The sequence below is a fragment of the Shewanella sp. BF02_Schw genome (assembly GCF_014596695.2).
Classification (GTDB): Bacteria; Pseudomonadota; Gammaproteobacteria; order Enterobacterales; family Shewanellaceae; genus Shewanella.
The window spans coordinates 172,248-190,800 of record NZ_JABKAW020000002.1 but is presented as its reverse complement, the minus strand read 5'-3'; the positions used below and the strand labels follow the sequence as shown (position 1 = coordinate 190,800).

13 protein-coding genes are annotated in these 18,553 nt (G+C 42.0%); 6 read left to right on the top strand and 7 right to left on the bottom strand.

Translation table 11 applies throughout. The features are described 5' to 3' along the window. Nucleotides 1–66: 66 nt before the first annotated feature. On the bottom strand, nucleotides 67–2,715 hold the full coding sequence (glnD, locus tag HNW13_RS09270; RefSeq protein WP_192115777.1) for a [protein-PII] uridylyltransferase: 2,649 nt from the start codon (nucleotides 2,713–2,715) through the stop codon (nucleotides 67–69). A gap of 81 nt (nucleotides 2,716–2,796) precedes the next feature. Here glnD and HNW13_RS09265 point away from each other — a divergent pair, with 81 nt between their 5' ends. The 6 genes from HNW13_RS09265 to HNW13_RS09240 all read left to right on the top strand — a co-directional run bounded on the left by HNW13_RS09265 (nucleotide 2,797) and on the right by HNW13_RS09240 (nucleotide 9,775). Next, entirely contained in the window at nucleotides 2,797–3,510 is a 714-nt protein-coding gene (locus tag HNW13_RS09265; protein ID WP_192115778.1) for a 16S rRNA pseudouridine(516) synthase, read from the top strand. Between the two features lie 64 nt (nucleotides 3,511–3,574). Next, the gene (locus HNW13_RS09260) at nucleotides 3,575–4,531 is read left to right on the top strand and encodes a LysR family transcriptional regulator (RefSeq protein ID WP_101085831.1); all 957 of its coding nucleotides are present in this window, start codon (nucleotides 3,575–3,577) and stop codon (nucleotides 4,529–4,531) included. 335 nt (nucleotides 4,532–4,866) lie between these two features. Beyond that, entirely contained in the window at nucleotides 4,867–7,263 is a 2,397-nt protein-coding gene (locus HNW13_RS09255) for an OmcA/MtrC family decaheme c-type cytochrome (RefSeq protein ID WP_101085830.1), read from the top strand. Nucleotides 7,264–7,446: 183 nt separating this feature from the next. After that, complete coding sequence (locus HNW13_RS09250) at nucleotides 7,447–7,776, top strand: IS66 family insertion sequence element accessory protein TnpB (protein ID WP_208062787.1); 330 nt, start codon at nucleotides 7,447–7,449, stop codon at nucleotides 7,774–7,776. Further along, nucleotides 7,770–8,117 (top strand): IS66 family insertion sequence element accessory protein TnpB, encoded by a 348-nt coding sequence (gene tnpB, locus HNW13_RS09245; protein WP_208062789.1) that lies wholly within the window; start codon nucleotides 7,770–7,772, stop codon nucleotides 8,115–8,117. Before HNW13_RS09250 ends, tnpB begins: the two co-directional genes overlap by 7 nt. Before the next feature lie 83 nt (nucleotides 8,118–8,200). Further along, entirely contained in the window at nucleotides 8,201–9,775 is a 1,575-nt protein-coding gene (locus tag HNW13_RS09240) for an IS66 family transposase (RefSeq protein ID WP_208062843.1), read from the top strand. A gap of 657 nt (nucleotides 9,776–10,432) precedes the next feature. Here HNW13_RS09240 and HNW13_RS09235 read toward each other — a convergent pair. The 6 genes from HNW13_RS09235 to HNW13_RS09210 form a co-directional block, all read right to left on the bottom strand. After that, nucleotides 10,433–11,968, bottom strand: coding sequence for an MFS transporter (locus HNW13_RS09235; RefSeq protein ID WP_162022493.1), 1,536 nt, complete (start codon nucleotides 11,966–11,968; stop codon nucleotides 10,433–10,435). 282 nt (nucleotides 11,969–12,250) lie between these two features. Continuing rightward, entirely contained in the window at nucleotides 12,251–12,589 is a 339-nt protein-coding gene (locus tag HNW13_RS09230) for a PBPRA1643 family SWIM/SEC-C metal-binding motif protein (RefSeq protein ID WP_011636389.1), read from the bottom strand. Between the two features lie 219 nt (nucleotides 12,590–12,808). After that, nucleotides 12,809–15,715 carry a valine--tRNA ligase gene (locus HNW13_RS09225; RefSeq protein ID WP_192115807.1) on the bottom strand — a complete coding sequence of 969 codons (2,907 nt, stop codon included), beginning with the start codon at nucleotides 15,713–15,715 and terminating at the stop codon, nucleotides 12,809–12,811. Between the two features lie 33 nt (nucleotides 15,716–15,748). Next, nucleotides 15,749–16,198 carry a DNA polymerase III subunit chi gene (locus HNW13_RS09220; RefSeq protein WP_011636391.1) on the bottom strand — a complete coding sequence of 150 codons (450 nt, stop codon included), beginning with the start codon at nucleotides 16,196–16,198 and terminating at the stop codon, nucleotides 15,749–15,751. Nucleotides 16,199–16,664: 466 nt separating this feature from the next. Beyond that, nucleotides 16,665–17,357, bottom strand: a complete 693-nt coding sequence (locus HNW13_RS09215; RefSeq protein WP_182744838.1) for a hypothetical protein — start codon at nucleotides 17,355–17,357, stop codon at nucleotides 16,665–16,667. 234 nt (nucleotides 17,358–17,591) lie between these two features. Beyond that, nucleotides 17,592–18,374, bottom strand: coding sequence for a transporter substrate-binding domain-containing protein (locus tag HNW13_RS09210; RefSeq protein WP_192115808.1), 783 nt, complete (start codon nucleotides 18,372–18,374; stop codon nucleotides 17,592–17,594). Nucleotides 18,375–18,553 lie beyond the last annotated feature (179 nt).

Sequence of the window (18,553 nt, the reverse complement as noted above, 5' to 3'; positions counted from 1 at the left end):
AAAGCGCCATGGTGATTCATTCACACATGGCTCATTTATATCAACAACACTGACTGATTAAGGTCGTTATTCGTCTGTGGTGATAGCTTGCATTAATGTTGCCGACAATTGCTGCTGTTGTTCAGGGGTTAACTGCTGATCGTCTTTATTGGATAATAAAAATACATTGTCTGCGCGTTCGCCGACCGTACTGATGGTGGCCGAATGAATATTCAAATCCAATTCCCTGAATGCACTGGCAATTTGTTCCATAAACTCACTGGTGTCTAATGCTGACACATTGACTAAGCTACGGGTCGATTTACGTGAATGCAAAAATTCGATATTGGGCTGATTATCGAAACTCTGATGTCGCCTCGACTGGCGTTTTTTCGGTAAATTAATACCTTTATCCAGCACCTGATGTAACTTGTTGATGACTTGTTCACGACGTTGTGCGCTGGTAATTGGCTTTTCATCAAAATCGAGTACTTTAAATGACTCAACCACATAACCGTCTTTAGTTCGGGCTATTTGTGCCTGTTTAACCGAAATACGTAATGTCGCTAATGTATTGAATAATTTTACAAACAATCCGTGTCTGTCTTTGGTGTAAACAAACACGTCACTGCAACCTTTTACCACGACATCGTCGAGTAAAATTAGCGTGTTGTATTGATTGTCTGTTACAGGCGTAAGATCGTGTTTAATCATCGCTTGGGTGTATCTGGCGATATCATCCGCTTCGGCATTACTGAAAAAGGCGATAGGTAAACGACGCCATAATTTTTTGATATCGTCACTGCTATCGTCATCTGTGGCTAATAAATTCAGTGCTTCTTGCTTGTGTTCCCGTACCAAAGTACGCAGTTGCAGAATATTTTCAAAACCATTGCGCAGTGCTTTACGAGTAACAAAATACAAATCTTTTAATAGTGACGCTTTCCAGTCATTCCACAGATCATCATTGGTTGCCTGAATGTCGGCAATGGTCAGGCAGTACAGGGCGTCTAAACGGGTTAAGGTACCTACTTTTTTGGCAAAAGCATTCACGACATCAGGATCATAAATATCCATGCGTTGTGAGGTAATAGACATTAACAAATGATTTTCTACTAGCCAGCAAATCAGTTTCTCTTGTGACACTTTTAAGCCATGAAACTTAGCAAATAAATTGGCATCAACAGCACCGAGTTTACTATGGTCACCGCCACGGCCTTTGGCTAAATCATGAAACAATGCAGCAAATAACAGCGTCGACTTATTAGACATTTTTTGATAAATATCAGCGGCTAATGCCAGATCTTTATCCAACGTTTTGATGTCGTTTCCGTAGATATATATATTTTTAAGCACCTTGTGGGTGTGCTCATCGACTGTATAGGCATGGAATAAGTCAAACTGCATCTGGCCAACAACTTCACGCCATTGCGGTAAATAAGAGGCTAAAATACCGTGTTGATGCATCAAGGTGATGGCGAGTCCCATGCCTTGAGGGTGAACAAATATCGCTTTAAATTGCTCTCGACAACGCTGAAAATCTTGTAAATCACCCATTAAACGACGTCTTACTTGGCGTAAAGATCGTAAGGTTTCTGCGGTAATACCGATTATTTTGTCGTGATGAATCGCGATAAACTCAAATAACGCCATAATTTGGGTGCGATCGATAAATACGGTTTCGTCGCGAACGTGAATGTACTTATCAACAATTTCAAAATTATCGTTAATCGCGATTATTTGTGGATTGAGCTCTGGAATAATTTCTCGTTGGAAATACGCCATTAAAATTTTGTTTAACTCGCTGATGCGCTTCATGGCGCGAAATAATTGACGCATCATTTTTTCAATAGCAATATTGCCGCTTTCACCGATGGGCATACCATCACCAAAACCCATTAATTTAGCCACTTCAGCTTGGTATTGCAGTAATAAACGATTTTCAGAACGTTGGGCTGCTTGATGTAAGGCAAAGCGCACTCTAAATAAAAAGTGTTGGCACTCCATTAATTCAGCATATTCGTCATTAGTTAAAAAACCAAAGCGACGTAGTGATTGCATATTGGCAACGCCGAAATGTTTGCGAGCAACCCAGGTAAGGGTTTGAATATCACGCATACCACCTGGGCTGGTTTTAAGATTGGGTTCAATACTGTATGAGGTGCCTTGTGCTTTGGCATGACGTTCTTGTTGTTCGCTGAGTTTGGCATTAAAAAACGCTTGGCTTTGCCATAAATCCTGGCCGTACAGTGCATTCAACACTTGCTGTTGGTGCTGACTATTACCGAATAAATGACGAATTTCCAGTAAACTGGTTGCAATGGTTACGTCATCCTTACAGGCTTGAAATGTGTCAGTTAAACTGCGTACAGCGTGACCTAAATCGAGATTAAGATCCCAAAGTTGAGTCAGAAATTGGCTTACAGAAGCAGCTTCCGTAGGCGTTAATGGACCATCGTGAATAACGCAGATGTCGATATCAGAGAAAGGATGTAAGGTTTGCCGGCCGTAACCCCCAACTGCATTGAGCGAGATACGCGCGGGATCTAATTCGAAGGGTTGCCAAAGTTGGCATAATAGCGCATCGAAAAAATGTGATCGCTTATTCAAGGTGTCATTAATTGCACTTTGAAAAATGTTATCTTGTAAATATTGATCCAGTGACTTAATCGCCTGTTTTAATTCAGCGCTGGTCATATCTGGGCGCAAATCTGTACTAGCAGGTTGCGAAAGCATGTTACTCCTTAATGTTTTTGCCTTTTAACAGAATAAGGTATTCTTAAACAAATTGGTATCATTCTATATTGGTGAAGTTTTATGGTGTCTAAACGAGGTCGACTGGACCAATTTATTGCTGGTACGTTACAAATCCCCAAAAAAGCGGTTCGGCTATTGTTAGTCACCAATAAAGTGCTTGTCGATGGCCAGTTTGCTAAGTCACCAGACTTACAAATTGATGAGTTTACTCATATTGAATGTAATGGTGTGGTGCTGCGTCAATATCAAAAACAGTACTATATGCTCAATAAACCTGATGGGGTGGTGAGTGCGACCATTGATGATAAACACGCTACGGCATTAGGATTAATAACTGGCGTCAACACTGATATGTTGCATATTGCCGGTAGATTAGATTTACATTCTACCGGGTTATTATTATTAACCAACGACGCTAAATGGTCCGAAGCATTAATGTCGCCGCAGCATAAAGTCGACAAACAGTATCTGGTAACCTTAGCTAATCCGCTAGAGCAAGGGTATGTAGAGGCATTCGCTAAAGGGATGTATTTTGAATTTGAAGACATCACCACATTGCCGGCACAACTCACGGTATTATCGAGTCATCAAGCTCGGGTGGTGTTGCGTGAAGGTAAGTACCATCAAATTAAGCGAATGTTTGGTCGTTTTAGAAATCCGGTGGTGGCGCTGCATCGTGAATCTATTGGTGAAATCGTGCTTGATAGCCAGTTAGCGTTGGGTGAATTTCGTTCATTAACAAAAGCTGAAGTTGATAGCATTTTTCAGCACTAGATCAATTTTTTTTATTTGGATACATGTTAATTTAATCGCCTCATTACAGCAGATTAGGTGATATGTGGATATTCAAGCACTGAAAAAAGTCAGCGAATTAGATGTATTTAGTTTGTTGGTGTTTAAGCTCATTTACGAAACCGGCTTTGCTAATTTTGCAGCCAAAGAGCTTGCTGTATCCGCGCCAAAAATTAGTCGATGTTTAACATCATTAAGGGCTATTTTTAATGACGAATTATTTTTTCGTCGCCAACAAGGGCTAAAACCGACCCCATTAGCTGAACGTTTGTACCAGCCTGTATGCCAATTGTGTGACATGGTGAGCCAAATTGAGCGAGTGGCAGACGACCGCTTAAATCACCATCAAACACCGATTTTACATATTGCAGTATCGCCGAGCATTATTACCAGTGTAGCCATTGCGTTAAGTAAGCTTCCGCGTGATGTTATCGGCAAAGTTAAACTTCACAGTTGGCAAGCTGACACGGAAGAGTTGATTTACAATGGCGAACTCGATTTTGGTATTGGCTTTGAAACTCAAGATGCTCATGGTTTAGAGGCTTATCCTATTGCCAATGTGACGTCTTTATGCGTTGTAGGTAATATTAACCATTCATTTTGGGGTAGTGTTGAGAACATCAAGTTAGAAGATATTATTCAACACCCTGTGGTGTATTTACGCTGTAAAGGCTTTAACAATCGTATTGATCCTTTAGAGTTATATTGTCAAACCCATGGTTTGCTACTAGAAGATATTGAGTGCGCAAGAAAACTCGAAGATTGGTATTGGCACATACTGACCATGGACAGCTTGGCCATTACGATTTGTAATGAAGGTTCGTTTGCGCAACAAATTCCTCAATTACGAGTAGAAAAACTTCCACATGATGAATTTAATAAGCTCAATAGCGTGATGGCTATGCCAAGTTATTGTTTAATTGAGCGAGCAGAACACTACCGCCGTTATTCGTCAAATGTTAAGGAAGTGATAATCAATATCATTAAGTCATTGCTAGTGTGAAGATTGGTAACATTTTTTGATGAGATTCAGAACACTTAAGTTTGTGGTCTGAATCTTTTTTATAGCCATTATTTATGTAAATCGCTGATTTTATGGTTTTTTATTGGTCACCCACTATTTTTTACATTATCAAAATACATTTAATACCTCTTTAGGGTTACTTAATCTGAAACTGACGGTTTCATTTTTGCGTATACCTAAAACTAAAACTATCGATTACTGTTAACGAATTTGTAACCAAACCTCACAGGTTTACCACTGCAGACGGGTGTTTTGTTCTATTTCCTTATATTTTAGATGCGTAAAACCTACAAATTTAAATCGGGGGATTTAAAATGAAGAAATATAATAGAACATTACTTGCTGCAGCGTTTATTGCAGCGTTAGGTGTGACCGGTTGTGGTTCTGACGGCAGTGATGGTGCTGACGGAGCTGCTGGTGCCGCGGGTACAGATGGAACACCTGGCACGCCTGGTACTCCAGCTGGTTCGGTTGTTACAACAGTTGAGAATGCCTATGACTTTACCTTAACACTGGCTCCTACGGATATCGTCGTAGTAGGTGCTGATCCATTTAACGTTAAATTTACTGTAACAGGTAAAGGAAGTGGCGGAGCGGACGTTCCATACACTGGGCTTGATAAAGTTGCGTTATACGTGACCAGTCAATCAGCTAATGCTACTGACACTGGCGCACCAATGTTGTGGACAAACCATGCACTTGCCAATGATTTTGGTAGCAGCATGTATTGTACCTTAACCGGTACTGCCGCAGCTCGAGGCGGCGCTGTAGTCGATGCTTGTACATTAGTTGAAGATGAAGCTAATCCTGGTACTTATACTGGTTCTTGGGCACATGATGGTAATGCGCCTGTGGTATTAGCAAGTGGTGATGCAAACGATTTAGTCCGTGTGTTTATTCGTGCCTATGACGTTACGATGGCTGATGGTACAGCAGTAAGTGATAAGATTTTATCAACTCCAGTAGATTTTATTCCTGCTACTGGCGAACTTGCTGTTTCTGCAAAAGATGCTGTGTCTAGTGCAGCATGTATTAGATGTCATAGCCCAATGGAAGGTTACGCTGATACTGATATGCGTATTGCCAACATTGGTGCTCATCATAATTACCAAAAAGTTGAAAATTGTGTAGCTTGTCATAATCCTGCTTATGCTGGTGGACAAGACGATCCTGAAGTTGGTTTTAACGTTAACTTCAATGCCATGATCCATACCATTCATGCTGGTCATCATATTGCTGACAAGTTGACTGGTGAAGCCAAAGAAATGTTTGGTGGAGTTGGATTTCCTGCTGAGTTAAATGAATGTACTGTTTGTCATGATAATGGCACACAGTGGAACGACAATGTCTATGCTGAAGCCTGTTTATCATGTCACGTTGATGTTGATTTAACGACGGGTGTTAACCATAGAGGTATCGTTCCTGCTAGTGACGCTGTTTGTTCTGGTTGTCATGGCGCAGGTAGTTTAAGCCCAATCGAAGCTCACAGTGTTGATCGCCGTGCCGCCTTTGAAAATGGTTTGGTACTAGAGGTTGCTTCTGCTGAAGTCGCGTCAGACGTATTAACTGTCATCATTGATGTTAAATTAAATGGTGTGGTTGCGGCTGATGGTACTGATTTAACTCAGTACTTAAACAAAGCTAAATCAGGTGATGATATTTTAATCGGTACACTTGATGGCAATGGCGATTATGTGCGTGGTTTAAGTATCAATACAGCTTCTAATCCAGAAATGTTTGTGGTTCAAAGTGGCAAGTTAACCTTAACTAAAGCACTTACACCGAATCAGTTAGACGGCCAAATACTTTCAGTTACTTCTGAAATGAACATGTGTGGTAATACAACGACCGATATGGTTGTTGTTAATACCAAACTAGCTGAAGGTGCAGGAACCGATACTGGTGCTTGTGATGTACCTGTTCCAGCTAACATTGTCACTAAGTACTTTATGTTTGATGCAGTTGCGGCTAAAGGCGTATTAACTGAGGACAATCTACGTTTCGTTAGTCCTGAGTTGACAGCTTATACCTCACCTACACAGGCTGGTAACGACCGTACAACAGCTGACGAAGCTAAATGTAATGCTTGTCATGACAACTTGTCTCACGTTAAATCACCTAACCATGGTGTGACTAACTTTACACAATGTGCTGATTGTCATAACAACAACTATGCAGGTTCTTACCATGCAGATGTTTACAAGCAAGCTGGTGTAGATGCTGATGGCGAACCTACGTTTGAAGTTGTTGAAGGGTTAACTTATAACAACCGTGATCTAGTGACCGTAGCACATCGCTTCCACAGTGGTTTGTTTGCAGGTAGCACAGGTGCTGGCATTTACTTAGGTACAGATGGTGAAACTTGGGTTAACTATCCTGCAACTAAAACAAATTGCCAAGCTTGTCATAAAGATGCGAATGCTGCAGGGGATGCTATGCCATTCTTCTCTGGCACTGGTACGTTAACATCTGGCAGAACTGCAATTGCAATCAGTGGTGGCGAATTTATTTCTCCTGTCGCTGAAGCATGTCGTAGTTGTCACGCTCACTCTGGTGCTGCTGCTCTAGCTCACTTCAAGAGTAATGGTGCGACAGTTGCTGGTGATAGCGTAATGTCTGCTGCCGGTGTACCAATTGAGTCTTGCGCAACTTGTCATGCTGAAGGTAAAACTTACGGTCTTGATAAAGTTCACTCTGGTGCAGCGCACTAAATATCTAGATAACTTCTTAATCATCACTTAAGAAAGTAAGTAAGAGGGAGGCAGCAATGCCTCCCTTTTTTTATTCATTTTATCCATCAGTGTATAAGCACTGTATGCGTCCGGGCAAGTACGTCTTCAACTGCGCTCATCGAGCCTTTATCTTAACGACTGATAATGACATCAGGAGTTAACATGGCTACACGTTCACATCAAGATTGGGTTGCTTTGATACAACAGCAATCCGCTAGCGGCTTAACGATTTCAAATTTTTGTCGTGTGCACAAGCTTAGTCTTAGTGGGTTTTACGCCCGCAAAGCGGACATGGCTAAAATGGGCACCCAACAGATAGCGCCGTTTGTTAAGGCTACCGTGACATCGCCCACTGCGATGACAACCCAAGCTCAACCTTCCGCTTCAGCCCAGGCTATCCATTTTCAGCATCAAACCGGTTTATGGACTTTCCCCAGCACCTTGCCTGCACGATACCTGCTGGAGATTATAAAAGGCCTACAAGCATGTTGATGTTTCGTGAGCTTCCCAGTGTTTATCTGCACCGTGCACCGGTGGATTTTCGTAAATCGATAAATGGCTTAGCTGTTATCGTTGAGCAGCAATTATCCTTACAGGCCAACGACGGCAGTGTGTTTGTCTTTTGTAATAAAGGCCGTGATAAATTAAAAATCCTCTACTGGGATAACACCGGCTTTGCACTGTGGTACAAACGCCTCGAGCAGGATAAGTTTAAGTGGCCGACGAAAAGTATTGATGAGTGCCTGAGTTTATCTGAGCAACAGTTTCATTGGCTGTTATCTGGCTTTGATGTGCTGGGTCATCAGCATGTGAACGGCTTGAATTACAGTTAATTGATCGCCATTGCGAAGGCTGTTTTCGATAATTAGATCACTGCTTTAGCCTTATCTAAGGGTATGTTTGGTATAATAATGCCATGAAACTAAACCCTGATAACTTACCCAATGACGTTGATTTACTTAAGCAATTATTGCTTGAGACGTTGGCGGCTAAAGACGCTGAAATCGCCGAACTTAAACACTCTGTGCAGCGTTTGCTTGAACAATTTCGCTTAGCCCAGCAACAACGTTTCGGCGCCAGCAGTGAAAGCCATGACTATCAAGGTGAGTTGTTTAACGAAGCAGAAGTGACGGTTGATGAGCCTGTTGAATTAACAGCAGATGCTGACGCGCCTGTGTCACCTAAACAGCGCGCCAAGCGTAAATTACTGCCTAAAGACCTGCCACGTGAAGTGATTATCCATGATATCAGTGATGAAGATAAGCAGTGTGAGTGCTGTGGTCATGAGCTGGCGTTAATGGGCCAAGACAGTAGTGAGAAGCTGAAGTTTATTCCGGCGAAAATCAGTGTGATTGAGCACGTTAGATTAAAATACAGCTGCAAGCATTGTGAGACTAAAGGACCCCAGGCCAATATCAAACAAGCGCCCGTGCCAGTCAGTCCTATCCCTAAAAGCGTGGCGACGCCAAGCTTGTTAAGCCAGCTCATTACCAGTAAATATCAGTACGCATTACCCCTTTACCGGCAAGAAACCTTATTCAAGCAACACGGTATCGCCTTAAGCAGGCAAACCATGGCGGATTGGATGATGAAATCTGCAGCGCTGTTCAAGCCCTTACATGATTTACTGCACCAACATCTATTAACACAAGATGTCATCCACGCCGATGAGACCACGCTCAAAGTGATTAACGATGAGCGAGTAAAATCCTATATGTGGGTGTATTGCGCTGGCGCGGATAAACCAAGCACTGAGCCTCGATATCAAGGTTTGCGCAATATAGTACTGTACGACTATCAAGACGGTAGCCGCGCGGGCACCTGCGTGAGCCGTTTTCTGGCTACCGAGCAAACGGTATTTAATGGTTATTTACAAGTCGATGGTTACGCGGCTTATCAGCAGGCAAACAATAAACTGGTCGGTTGTTGGGCTCATGCGCGGCGTAAATTCAAAGAAGCGCTAATAGCACAAGGCAAGCCCAAAGTAGGCAAAATCAGTAAAGCGGATATGGCATTGAGCATGATAGCCAAGCTGTACCGTATTGAAACCCAAATACAAGCACTGAGCCTGGAAGAGCGATTGTATTTTAGGCGCACCCACTCACGTGCTCAACTGGGGTTATTTAAGCAATGGTTGGATAAATCAGTGCAGCAAGTATCAAAGGAGAGTCCGCTAGGCAAAGCCATCCATTACAGCCTCAATCAATGGTCAAAGCTGAGTTGTTACACGCAAGACAGTCGACTCAATATCGACAACAACCGTGCAGAGCGGGCAGTAAAACCGTTTGTGATAGGGCGTAAAAACTGGCTATTCAATCACAACCATCGCGGCGCTGAGGCGAGTGCAATTTTGTACAGCATCATAGAAACGGCTAAAGCGAATGGACTCATCCCGTTCGATTACATCGAACACTGCTTAGAACAATTATCCTACCTTAAATGCGATCTCAACAGCCTTTTACCCTGGCAGGTTAAGCTAGACAAGGCGTAGTTCGCCGGACGCTTACTAAGCACTTAATGGCCAGCCGGTATTAATATTTCTTCTCAAGAAGATATCGTTCAGTATCATTTATTACCCAATCTAATCCGACTTAAACCAAACCAACCTAATCAAATCTGCTCAATCCAACCAATGCCAATAGCTTTAGTTATCGCTATTTAATCGACCATTGAAGAGGTTAATGACATTTCAACGTCAACTGAATCATCTAACCTAGTGGCGCTTTATCTAAACTGATAATGACTTAATGGGCCAGACAGTTCGGCATGTAAATCGTTGAGATTATTGACACATTACGTCTGTTATTTGATGTGCGTCATTTGATGTATATGGGCTACCAATTGGCAGTGGACTGTGTAGATAATAAATAGAGTAGGTAATAAATAGAGTAGGTAATAAATAGGGTAGGTAATAAATAGGGTAGGTAATAAATAGGGTAGGTAATAAACCATAGTCGGTAATAACAACGGAGTTAATGCGTTATAAGTTAATGGGAAGTAAGTTGACGAGAGGGACGTTAACGAGGGACTGTATTATTGCTTCATTAAAACCTATTAACCTATTTGGGATGAAAAACAAAAGGGAAGCATTGCTGCTTCCCTTATATCAAATCGGTACTTTATAGTAATTACTCTACAGTCCGTTCAACTACGCCACTTGTTGGCGCTGCATCCTTAATAGCCATTTCCCGTAGATGAATATACCTACCGCTGAAATAATCCCAATAGCGGCGATAATATACCAAGCCATGCCGATATTGTTGGCTTGATATAAAGCTTGGGTTAATGCCTGTGGGTCTTGACCTGTGGTACTGACTAAGCGACTAAATGCTTCACCTTGAGGGATGTTAGCAATATCGGTTAAGTTCATACCATGTTCAGATAGCGCTTCACGGGCGATGCGTTCTTTTGACGCGTACATGTCATAAAGCTTAGGGCCGAAATAACCTTCTAACGTCCAACCTATGCCTTGAGGAAGCATGACAAAGCCTAAATACATGGCTTTTTTACCTTCAGGTGCGATGTTACCCATAAACTCGTTTTTCTTTGGGCTGATCATCATTTCGCCGACAGAGAACATGGCAATAGCCAATACAATCATCCAAGCCGCATTAAATGCACCGACCAAGGCAATGGCTAAAATACTCAATAAGCAACCGACAAACATGGTGGTGGTAATGCGATATTTAGCCGTAAGCGCAGCAACAATAAAGCAAGTGGTCATGATCATCCCCGCGTTGAGGTTAAGCATGCCCTCTGGCATCACTTTGGTACCGTCATTATTCAACCCTAGCCAGAACTGCAATATGCCGCTGCTGGTGCCTTCTGGGCCAAATAAGGAGGTGACAATGACGCTGGTATCAACCCATTCCGCAATGTGAATAGGCAATACATCAAATAATGAGTTGTATAAAAACCAAAAACCGGCAAACACCAGCATGTAGTAAATCACCACAGGTTTCTTTAGTTCTCTTAAGGCATCCTTCCACAGTGCTTCTTGTGTGATTTCACCATTTTTCACTTGGCGTGCGCGCTCTAAGCGCTCAGCTTTGCCAGGCTCTTTGTAAGCCAATAAGAATAAAAAGTTAAACGAAATAATGGCTGCACAGGCGTAAAACACGTTATCCCAAGATAATTGACGCATATGTACCGCCACCAATGGACCTAAAAATCCACCGATGTTAACCACTTGGTAAAAAATGCCCCAAGCCATTGAAGTATTATTTCGGTTGGTTGACAGTACTAAAGTGCCTTGAATACCAGGTTTGAATACCCCTGTACCCATGGCTAGCAACATGGCGCCAGCGAGAAAACCCCAGAAGCTAGGGAAGAATGCCATGGTTAAATAACCACAGATTTTGATGATGGTAGAAACGAAAATGGTTTCTTTGTAACCGACACGGTCAGAAATTCCGCCAGTTAGCACTGGTACGAAGGTTTGTAGCAACGCCCACACGGATATAATAATACCGTAATCGCTTAAATTAATGCCCAGTCCGCCTTGTGATACTGGCGCTTTAGCGTATAAGCCAGCACTGGCTTTGACACCATAATAGGCAATGCGTTCTATTAGCTCCATACCACCGACAAGCCAAAATATATAGCCTAAACTGGTGATCGCGGCCCACATGCCTAACTGTTTTACTTCACTCAAATCATTGTCTGAGTGCGAATTAGTGCTCATAAGTCACCCTTTTATTTTATGGTCTGTTTCATTTTTATAACAAAGGCTGACACTTTACCTAAGTTCGTGATTAATACCAAACCCTATCCATAAGTGATCCGCCCAGAGTGCCGCTCATTTGTGAATTTGTGATGTGGTTACATAGGTAAGCCTCGACTGTTAAGTGTATACAACGTTAACGCTAACAATCTAAAGGCAATAAAAAAGCGGATCGTAAGATCCGCTTCAATATTTAATCATTGGCCCGTTAGTGACCAACGAGCCTAACGTTGGTATTTTGGTTTAAGCACCGCAACACTTTTTGTACTTTTTACCACTGCCGCAAGGGCAAGCATCATTGCGGTTTGGCTTAGCTTCAGAAGTAACCGCTTTGGGTTTATTCAATAAACCAGTTAAATCAACAATGTTTTCAGGCTTATCTGCATCAATAGTGATATTAGCAAAGAGTTGCTGTTCAGCGACCATAGCAGCCACTTCATGTTGGCGAGCTTCGGTTTGAACTGACAATATTAACGGTAACGCTTCCGTGCCCAGTTTGGCGGCACGTTTGGTGTTATAACCACTTTCACCATAAGCTGGCTTAGGGGTTCTACGACCTTTAAAAAAGTATTTATCAGACATGGTTTTGACCCATTAGATAGAATGATGATATTGGCCGAAGCTTATACACCAAAAATGTAAGTTGAGATATCAAAGTTTCAATTTTGAACCAAATAAACCTAATATTATCGCCATGGGTCACATCAACGAATATAAAAAACCAGCGAGTTATTCGCTGGTTTTTTTGAAGAGTGCTTTGTTAAACAAAGTAAACCTTAAGACAACAACTTATGGTTGCCGTTAAATCTTAGCTAATTCGACTTTTTGTTCGTTTAACTTTTCAATGTCACGAGTTAAATCGGTCATTTTAGCGCGTTCTTTATCAATTACCGCAGCAGGGGCTTTAGCCACAAAACCTTGATTAGATAATTTACCTTCAATACGGGCAATCTCTTGAGCAAGCTTTTCTAACTGTTTATCGATACGGGCCATTTCTGCGCCTACATCGATCAAACCTGCCATTGGGATTAATAGCTCCATATTGCCGACTAACTGAGTGCTCGACATTGGCGCCGTTTCACCTTCAGATAAAATGGTCATCGTTTCGAGTTTAGCCAAACTTGCAAAGAATGTTTGGTTTGCTTCAAGACGAATACGATCTTCGTAGCTCACTCCACGCAGTAACGCATTAAGCGGCTTTGATGGCGCAATATTAAGTTCAGCACGAATATTACGTACAGCCACAATCACTTGCTTAACCCATTCAAGATCGGCCATCGCGGTCGCATCAACTTGATCTGCTTGATAAGTTGGGAATGATGCTAGCATGATGGTATCGCCAGTTACGCCTGCTAACGGTTTGACACGTTGCCAAATCGTTTCAGTAATGTACGGCATAAATGGATGCATTAGACGCTGCATTTTTTCAAGCACATTGACCAAAGTGTGGCGAGTACCGCGCATTTGCGCTTCAGTGCCATTTTGCATAACAGGCTTGGTTAATTCCAAATACCAGTCACAGAATTGATTCCAAGTGAACTCGTATAAGGTGTTAGCGGCTAAGTCGAAACGGAAAGCGGCCATGTGATCTTCAACGGTTTTCACGGTTTGGTTAAACAAACCAATGATCCAACGATCGGCTAACGACAATTCCATCGCACCTGGTTTGCCATCAACTAACAATTGACCGCAATCTAAAGGCTCGCCCGCTTCATCGCTATCAGGATCCGTCTGCACTTCAGTGTTCATTAACACGTAACGTGACGCATTCCATAACTTGTTACAGAAACTGCGGTAACCATCAAGACGTTTCATGTCCCAGTTGATGTCGCGGCCAGTTGATGCCATTGCTGCTAAGGTAAAGCGCAGAGCATCAGTACCATGAGCTTCAATGCCGTCGGCAAATTCTTTACGGGTACTCTTTTCAATCTTCGCGGCAAGTTGCGGCTGCATCATGTTGCCAGTGCGCTTTTCAACTAAGGTTTCAAGCTCGATACCGTCAATCATGTCTAATGGATCAAGTACGTTACCTTTAGACTTTGACATTTTATTGCCGACTTCGTCACGGATAAGACCGGTAACGTAAACGGTTTTAAAAGGCACTTGTGGCTTGCCGTTTTCATCTTTAATGAAATGCATGGTCATCATGATCATGCGGGCAACCCAGAAGAAGATGATGTCAAAACCGGTCACCAACACGTCGGTTGGGTGGAAGGTTTTTAAATCTTCTAAATTGTCTGGCCAACCTAAGGTTGAGAATGTCCATAATGCTGAGCTGAACCAGGTGTCTAATACGTCGTCGTCTTGACGTAATACCACTGAGTCAGCAAATTTATGTTTAGCGCGGACTTCAGCTTCGTTACGACCAACGTAGACTTTACCGTTTTCGTCGTACCAAGCTGGAATACGGTGTCCCCACCATAACTGGCGTGAAATACACCAGTCTTTAATATCGCGCATCCATGAGAAGTACATGTTTTCGTATTGCTGCGGTACAAACTTAATTTCACCGGTTTCTACCGCTTCAATGGCTGTTTTAGCCATTGACTGCACAGCCACGTACCATTGGTCGGTTAGTAATGGTTCAATCACCACACCAGAGCGATCGCCATAAGGTACTTTTAAGCCGTGCGGAGCGACTTTTTCAAGTAGACCTAAGTTGTCAAATTCAGCCACGATAGCATCACGGGCTTTAAATCTGTCTAGGCCAACATAACGCTCTGGCAAGGCAATCTCGACACCTTTGTTTGGGGTGCCATCAGTGTTAATCACTTCAACAAAACTGCGTACGGCGGCATCTAAGGTGAAGATGTTGTACATAGGCAGTTGATGACGTTTACCGACTTCATAGTCGTTAAAGTCATGGGCTGGAGTGATTTTTACACAACCAGTTCCAAATTCCATGTCGACATAATCGTCGGCAACAATCGGCACTAAACGGTTAACGATAGGCAATAGAATGAATTTGCCAATTAATGACTGGTAACGTTCATCATCTGGATGTACGGCTACTGCGCTGTCACCTAACATGGTTTCTGGACGCGTAGTGGCCACTTCTAGATAGTCTTTACCGTCGGCTGTTAATGCACCTTGGGCCAAAGGATAGCGGAAGTGCCACATGTGGCCTTGCTTCTCTTTGTTTTCAACTTCTAAATCTGAAATGGCGGTGTGCAGCTTTGGATCCCAGTTAACTAGGCGCTTACCACGATAAATAAGTTCATCATCGTATAGACGAACAAACACTTCTTGAACCGCTTTTGATAAGCCTTCATCCATAGTGAAACGTTCGCGATCCCAATCAACCGATGCGCCCATACGGCGAAGCTGTTTGGTAATCGTGCCACCAGACTGTTCTTTCCAGTCCCACACTTTATCAATAAAGGCGTCACGGCCTAAATCATGGCGAGTTTTACCTTCTTCGGCTTCAAGCTTCCGCTCAACCAACATTTGAGTCGCAATACCCGCGTGGTCGGTGCCGACTTGCCATAAGGTATTTTTACCTTTCATGCGCTCAAAGCGGGTAAGGGTATCCATGATGGTGTCTTGGAAGGCATGACCCATGTGCAAGCTACCGGTTACATTCGGTGGCGGGATCATGATGCAGTAATTGCCTTTTGATTCATCACCATGCGGCTTGAAGTAACCTTGCTCTTCCCAGTTTTGGTAAAGGGCTTGTTCGATAGACTTTGGGTTGTATGTTTTTTCCATAGGAGCGTTATGTTCTCTATCTAAATTAAGTGTTTATTCAGCTAATGCTTGAGTGCTGGGCGTAATGCCTACATTCTGATATTGACGGTAGCGATTGCGAGCAATGCGCTTGAGTTCGTCATCATTAGCGACAAAATCGATAATATGGGGCAAGTTTACCGCAAAACTGGGCATTTGGTCTGCAAGATTAATCAGAACTTGGCGACTTTTATTTGGCCCTAAGGTATCAAAACCTATTTCCACAGGTGCACCTGTTACTGGGCCTTCACCTTTTAAGTTGTGTGGTACAAAGGCGTTTGGCTCAAATTGCCACAGTAATTCGTCAATGGCATAAGCTTGCTGTTTGTCTTTGCAGTGAATGTAAACGGTTTTTTGTTGACGATATTGTTGTTCAGCTAACCTGCAAGCAGCTAAATAGAGCGCATCTAATGCGCTCATTTGATTATGATTATCAGGCATAAGGTAAAACAAGGCTTGAGTCATGTGTTGATGCTTATAACAGGTTAATAAGTTGTGCTCGAGTTTACACTAAAATCGTCTGCGGGTTAATGGCCTCGTGATGCGATATTCATATGACGTTGGAATAGATTAATATCCCTAGCGTCAGTTTAATACTGCTAATTAATCCTAAATATATCGCGATCATAATGGATTTTCTGCGCCGTTCAGGCAGAAGTTCTATAATTGTAGGATGGCGGTCTGACTGCTGAGTAGGGGTTAAACTGGATCGCCACAATAAAAACCAAATGATGGTTAAGTTGTATGGCGTGTTGTTTATAAGGATTTGTTGCTTTCGCCATGGGCTTAACAGCAGTAGTCGACTATAAACCTGTTGCTGATTTATGGATAAGCTAAAACGGGTGGTGACACGATTGTAATAGACATCTATTTTCTGATTATCAATTAAATGTGTTTTGTGTTGTTTGGGTTCAAATCGCATTGGTTTGCCTTAACGGATTAACTCACATTTTACATGAGTAGGACGAGTCCCTTTGGTGCACTCTTTTAAAGCTCTGCGTTGTGCTTTTAACATTGAGTCATAACCATAACCGTATCCATATCTAACATTACCCATATCGTTAACCGATACAGCCAGTGCTTTATGGTTTTTAAAGCCTTCATACTTGATTAACACATCAATAAGTTTCTGATCATTTGTCACAAACTGACACGCTTTAGGTTGCGGCGTTTGTTCACAGGCTAATGGGTAATGGTCAAATACAGGGTAGGAAATATCGATACTGTCAAACCAAGAGGACCAAGTCGTTTCTTGAGTCTCAATTACGATATCAGCTGGAATATGAATTTGCAGTTGTTGGTCGTCAGAATCTTGTTGTCCTAACCAGACTAAGTTGAGTTTATTATCGTTAGGATGGTCATTGGCAACGAACACGTCGCCAGCACAATTGTCACACAGTTGCTCGTCAGCTTTTATGATTGATATTTGAGTTGAGTAGCCAGAAGCGCCACCGCAACTTCTTTCAAAGATAACAGCCTTGTACATTTTATCTAATGAAAGTGATTCGGTGTAAACGTTATTACCGCACATGGAACTGAGTAGCCAGCCCAATAAAATAGCCATTAACCCAAAAAGCGCCAACGCGCTGACGATTGAAATGAGTATGACTTTCATCGCCTTCATCTGAACATTCCTTTCAGTGAGTTTTATTTCATTAAATTATACATTTAAGCTATTTTAGGTTTTATATTAAATTTGTTACTTACATGTAACAAGTTAATCATTGTTTATTCTTAGTCAGTTTGGTTTAGAGAGGATCTTTTGGGGAGATAGCATTAAGCATATTTAGCGGATAACGAAAATTCGATAGTAAAAATTATTTATTGCAGTTGTTATGTATTGGAAATTAATGATCCGTTATCGCTTAGCAATATCGGTATCAGTTGGAAAATAATCTTGATAAATGGTCTGGTACATACCTGATGATTTTAACTCATCAAATGCTTGCTGCCATAGTGCAATAATCTCATCAGAAGTGTCGTTTGAAAATGCGATATACAAGGTAGAGTCGTATAACTTAATCGGGGTACGTTCTATTGAGTTGATATCGATATCGGCTGCTTTTGCCAAAAATGGCATCACTAGTTCGCTCATTGGCGCAACATCAACTCGGCCATAACTGAGCATTTTGAGCGATTGTAATTGGGATTTATCAGTACTGAGGTTAGTGAATCCTTGGGAATCCAAATAGGTGTGATCAGCATTACCAAGTACTACACCAACATTTCGGACACGTTTTAAGTCTTCTAAATATGCTAATGAGAGTCCGGAATTACGTTTTTGGTAAAAATACACTCCGCTGCTAATAATGGGACCTACCCATTTCATGTTTACTTCTCTTTCTGGCCTTTTAGCAATGACAAACAACGCAGTGTTTGGTTGTGATTTCAATATCTGAAATGCTCTATTAAAGGGATACATTTCAATGTTGGCTGTGTGCTGGGTATGTTGCATCATCGCTTGAACAATATCGATAGAAAAACCGCTTAAAAGATCATTGTCAAGATAACTAAATGGGGGTAAAGGATGGGTGATAAATCGAACTTGCGGATGGTCTTTTGCAAATAGATCGCCCGTTGGCGTGAGTGCAAAGCAAACGCTGAGGAAGATGATATAAAGCGTTAAAGGCAAGCGTTTCATTTATTGGTTTGCCAACGCTAATGACATTATCAAGCGGTTGTGTTGTGTCATTCAATCCATTCCTTGTGATTGTTAATTTTATGATTAATTGGAACATTAAATTGTTCAATAAATAACCTAGCATATGATGAAGTTATAGACAAATTTATAACCTCATCATATAAGGCGTTATTTTATCG

Coding starts and splice junctions, on each gene's coding strand:
- HNW13_RS09240 (WP_208062843.1), top strand. CDS start 8,201: ATGAAACTAAACCCTGATAACTTACCCAATGACGTTGATTTACTTAAG.
- HNW13_RS09255 (WP_101085830.1), top strand. CDS start 4,867: ATGAAGAAATATAATAGAACATTACTTGCTGCAGCGTTTATTGCAGCG.
- glnD (WP_192115777.1), bottom strand. CDS start 2,715: ATGCTTTCGCAACCTGCTAGTACAGATTTGCGCCCAGATATGACCAGC.
- tnpB (WP_208062789.1), top strand. CDS start 7,770: ATGTTGATGTTTCGTGAGCTTCCCAGTGTTTATCTGCACCGTGCACCG.
- HNW13_RS09210 (WP_192115808.1), bottom strand. CDS start 18,374: ATGAAACGCTTGCCTTTAACGCTTTATATCATCTTCCTCAGCGTTTGC.
- HNW13_RS09250 (WP_208062787.1), top strand. CDS start 7,447: ATGGCTACACGTTCACATCAAGATTGGGTTGCTTTGATACAACAGCAA.
- HNW13_RS09220 (WP_011636391.1), bottom strand. CDS start 16,198: ATGACTCAAGCCTTGTTTTACCTTATGCCTGATAATCATAATCAAATG.
- HNW13_RS09235 (WP_162022493.1), bottom strand. CDS start 11,968: ATGAGCACTAATTCGCACTCAGACAATGATTTGAGTGAAGTAAAACAG.
- HNW13_RS09215 (WP_182744838.1), bottom strand. CDS start 17,357: ATGAAGGCGATGAAAGTCATACTCATTTCAATCGTCAGCGCGTTGGCG.
- HNW13_RS09265 (WP_192115778.1), top strand. CDS start 2,797: ATGGTGTCTAAACGAGGTCGACTGGACCAATTTATTGCTGGTACGTTA.
- HNW13_RS09225 (WP_192115807.1), bottom strand. CDS start 15,715: ATGGAAAAAACATACAACCCAAAGTCTATCGAACAAGCCCTTTACCAA.
- HNW13_RS09230 (WP_011636389.1), bottom strand. CDS start 12,589: ATGTCTGATAAATACTTTTTTAAAGGTCGTAGAACCCCTAAGCCAGCT.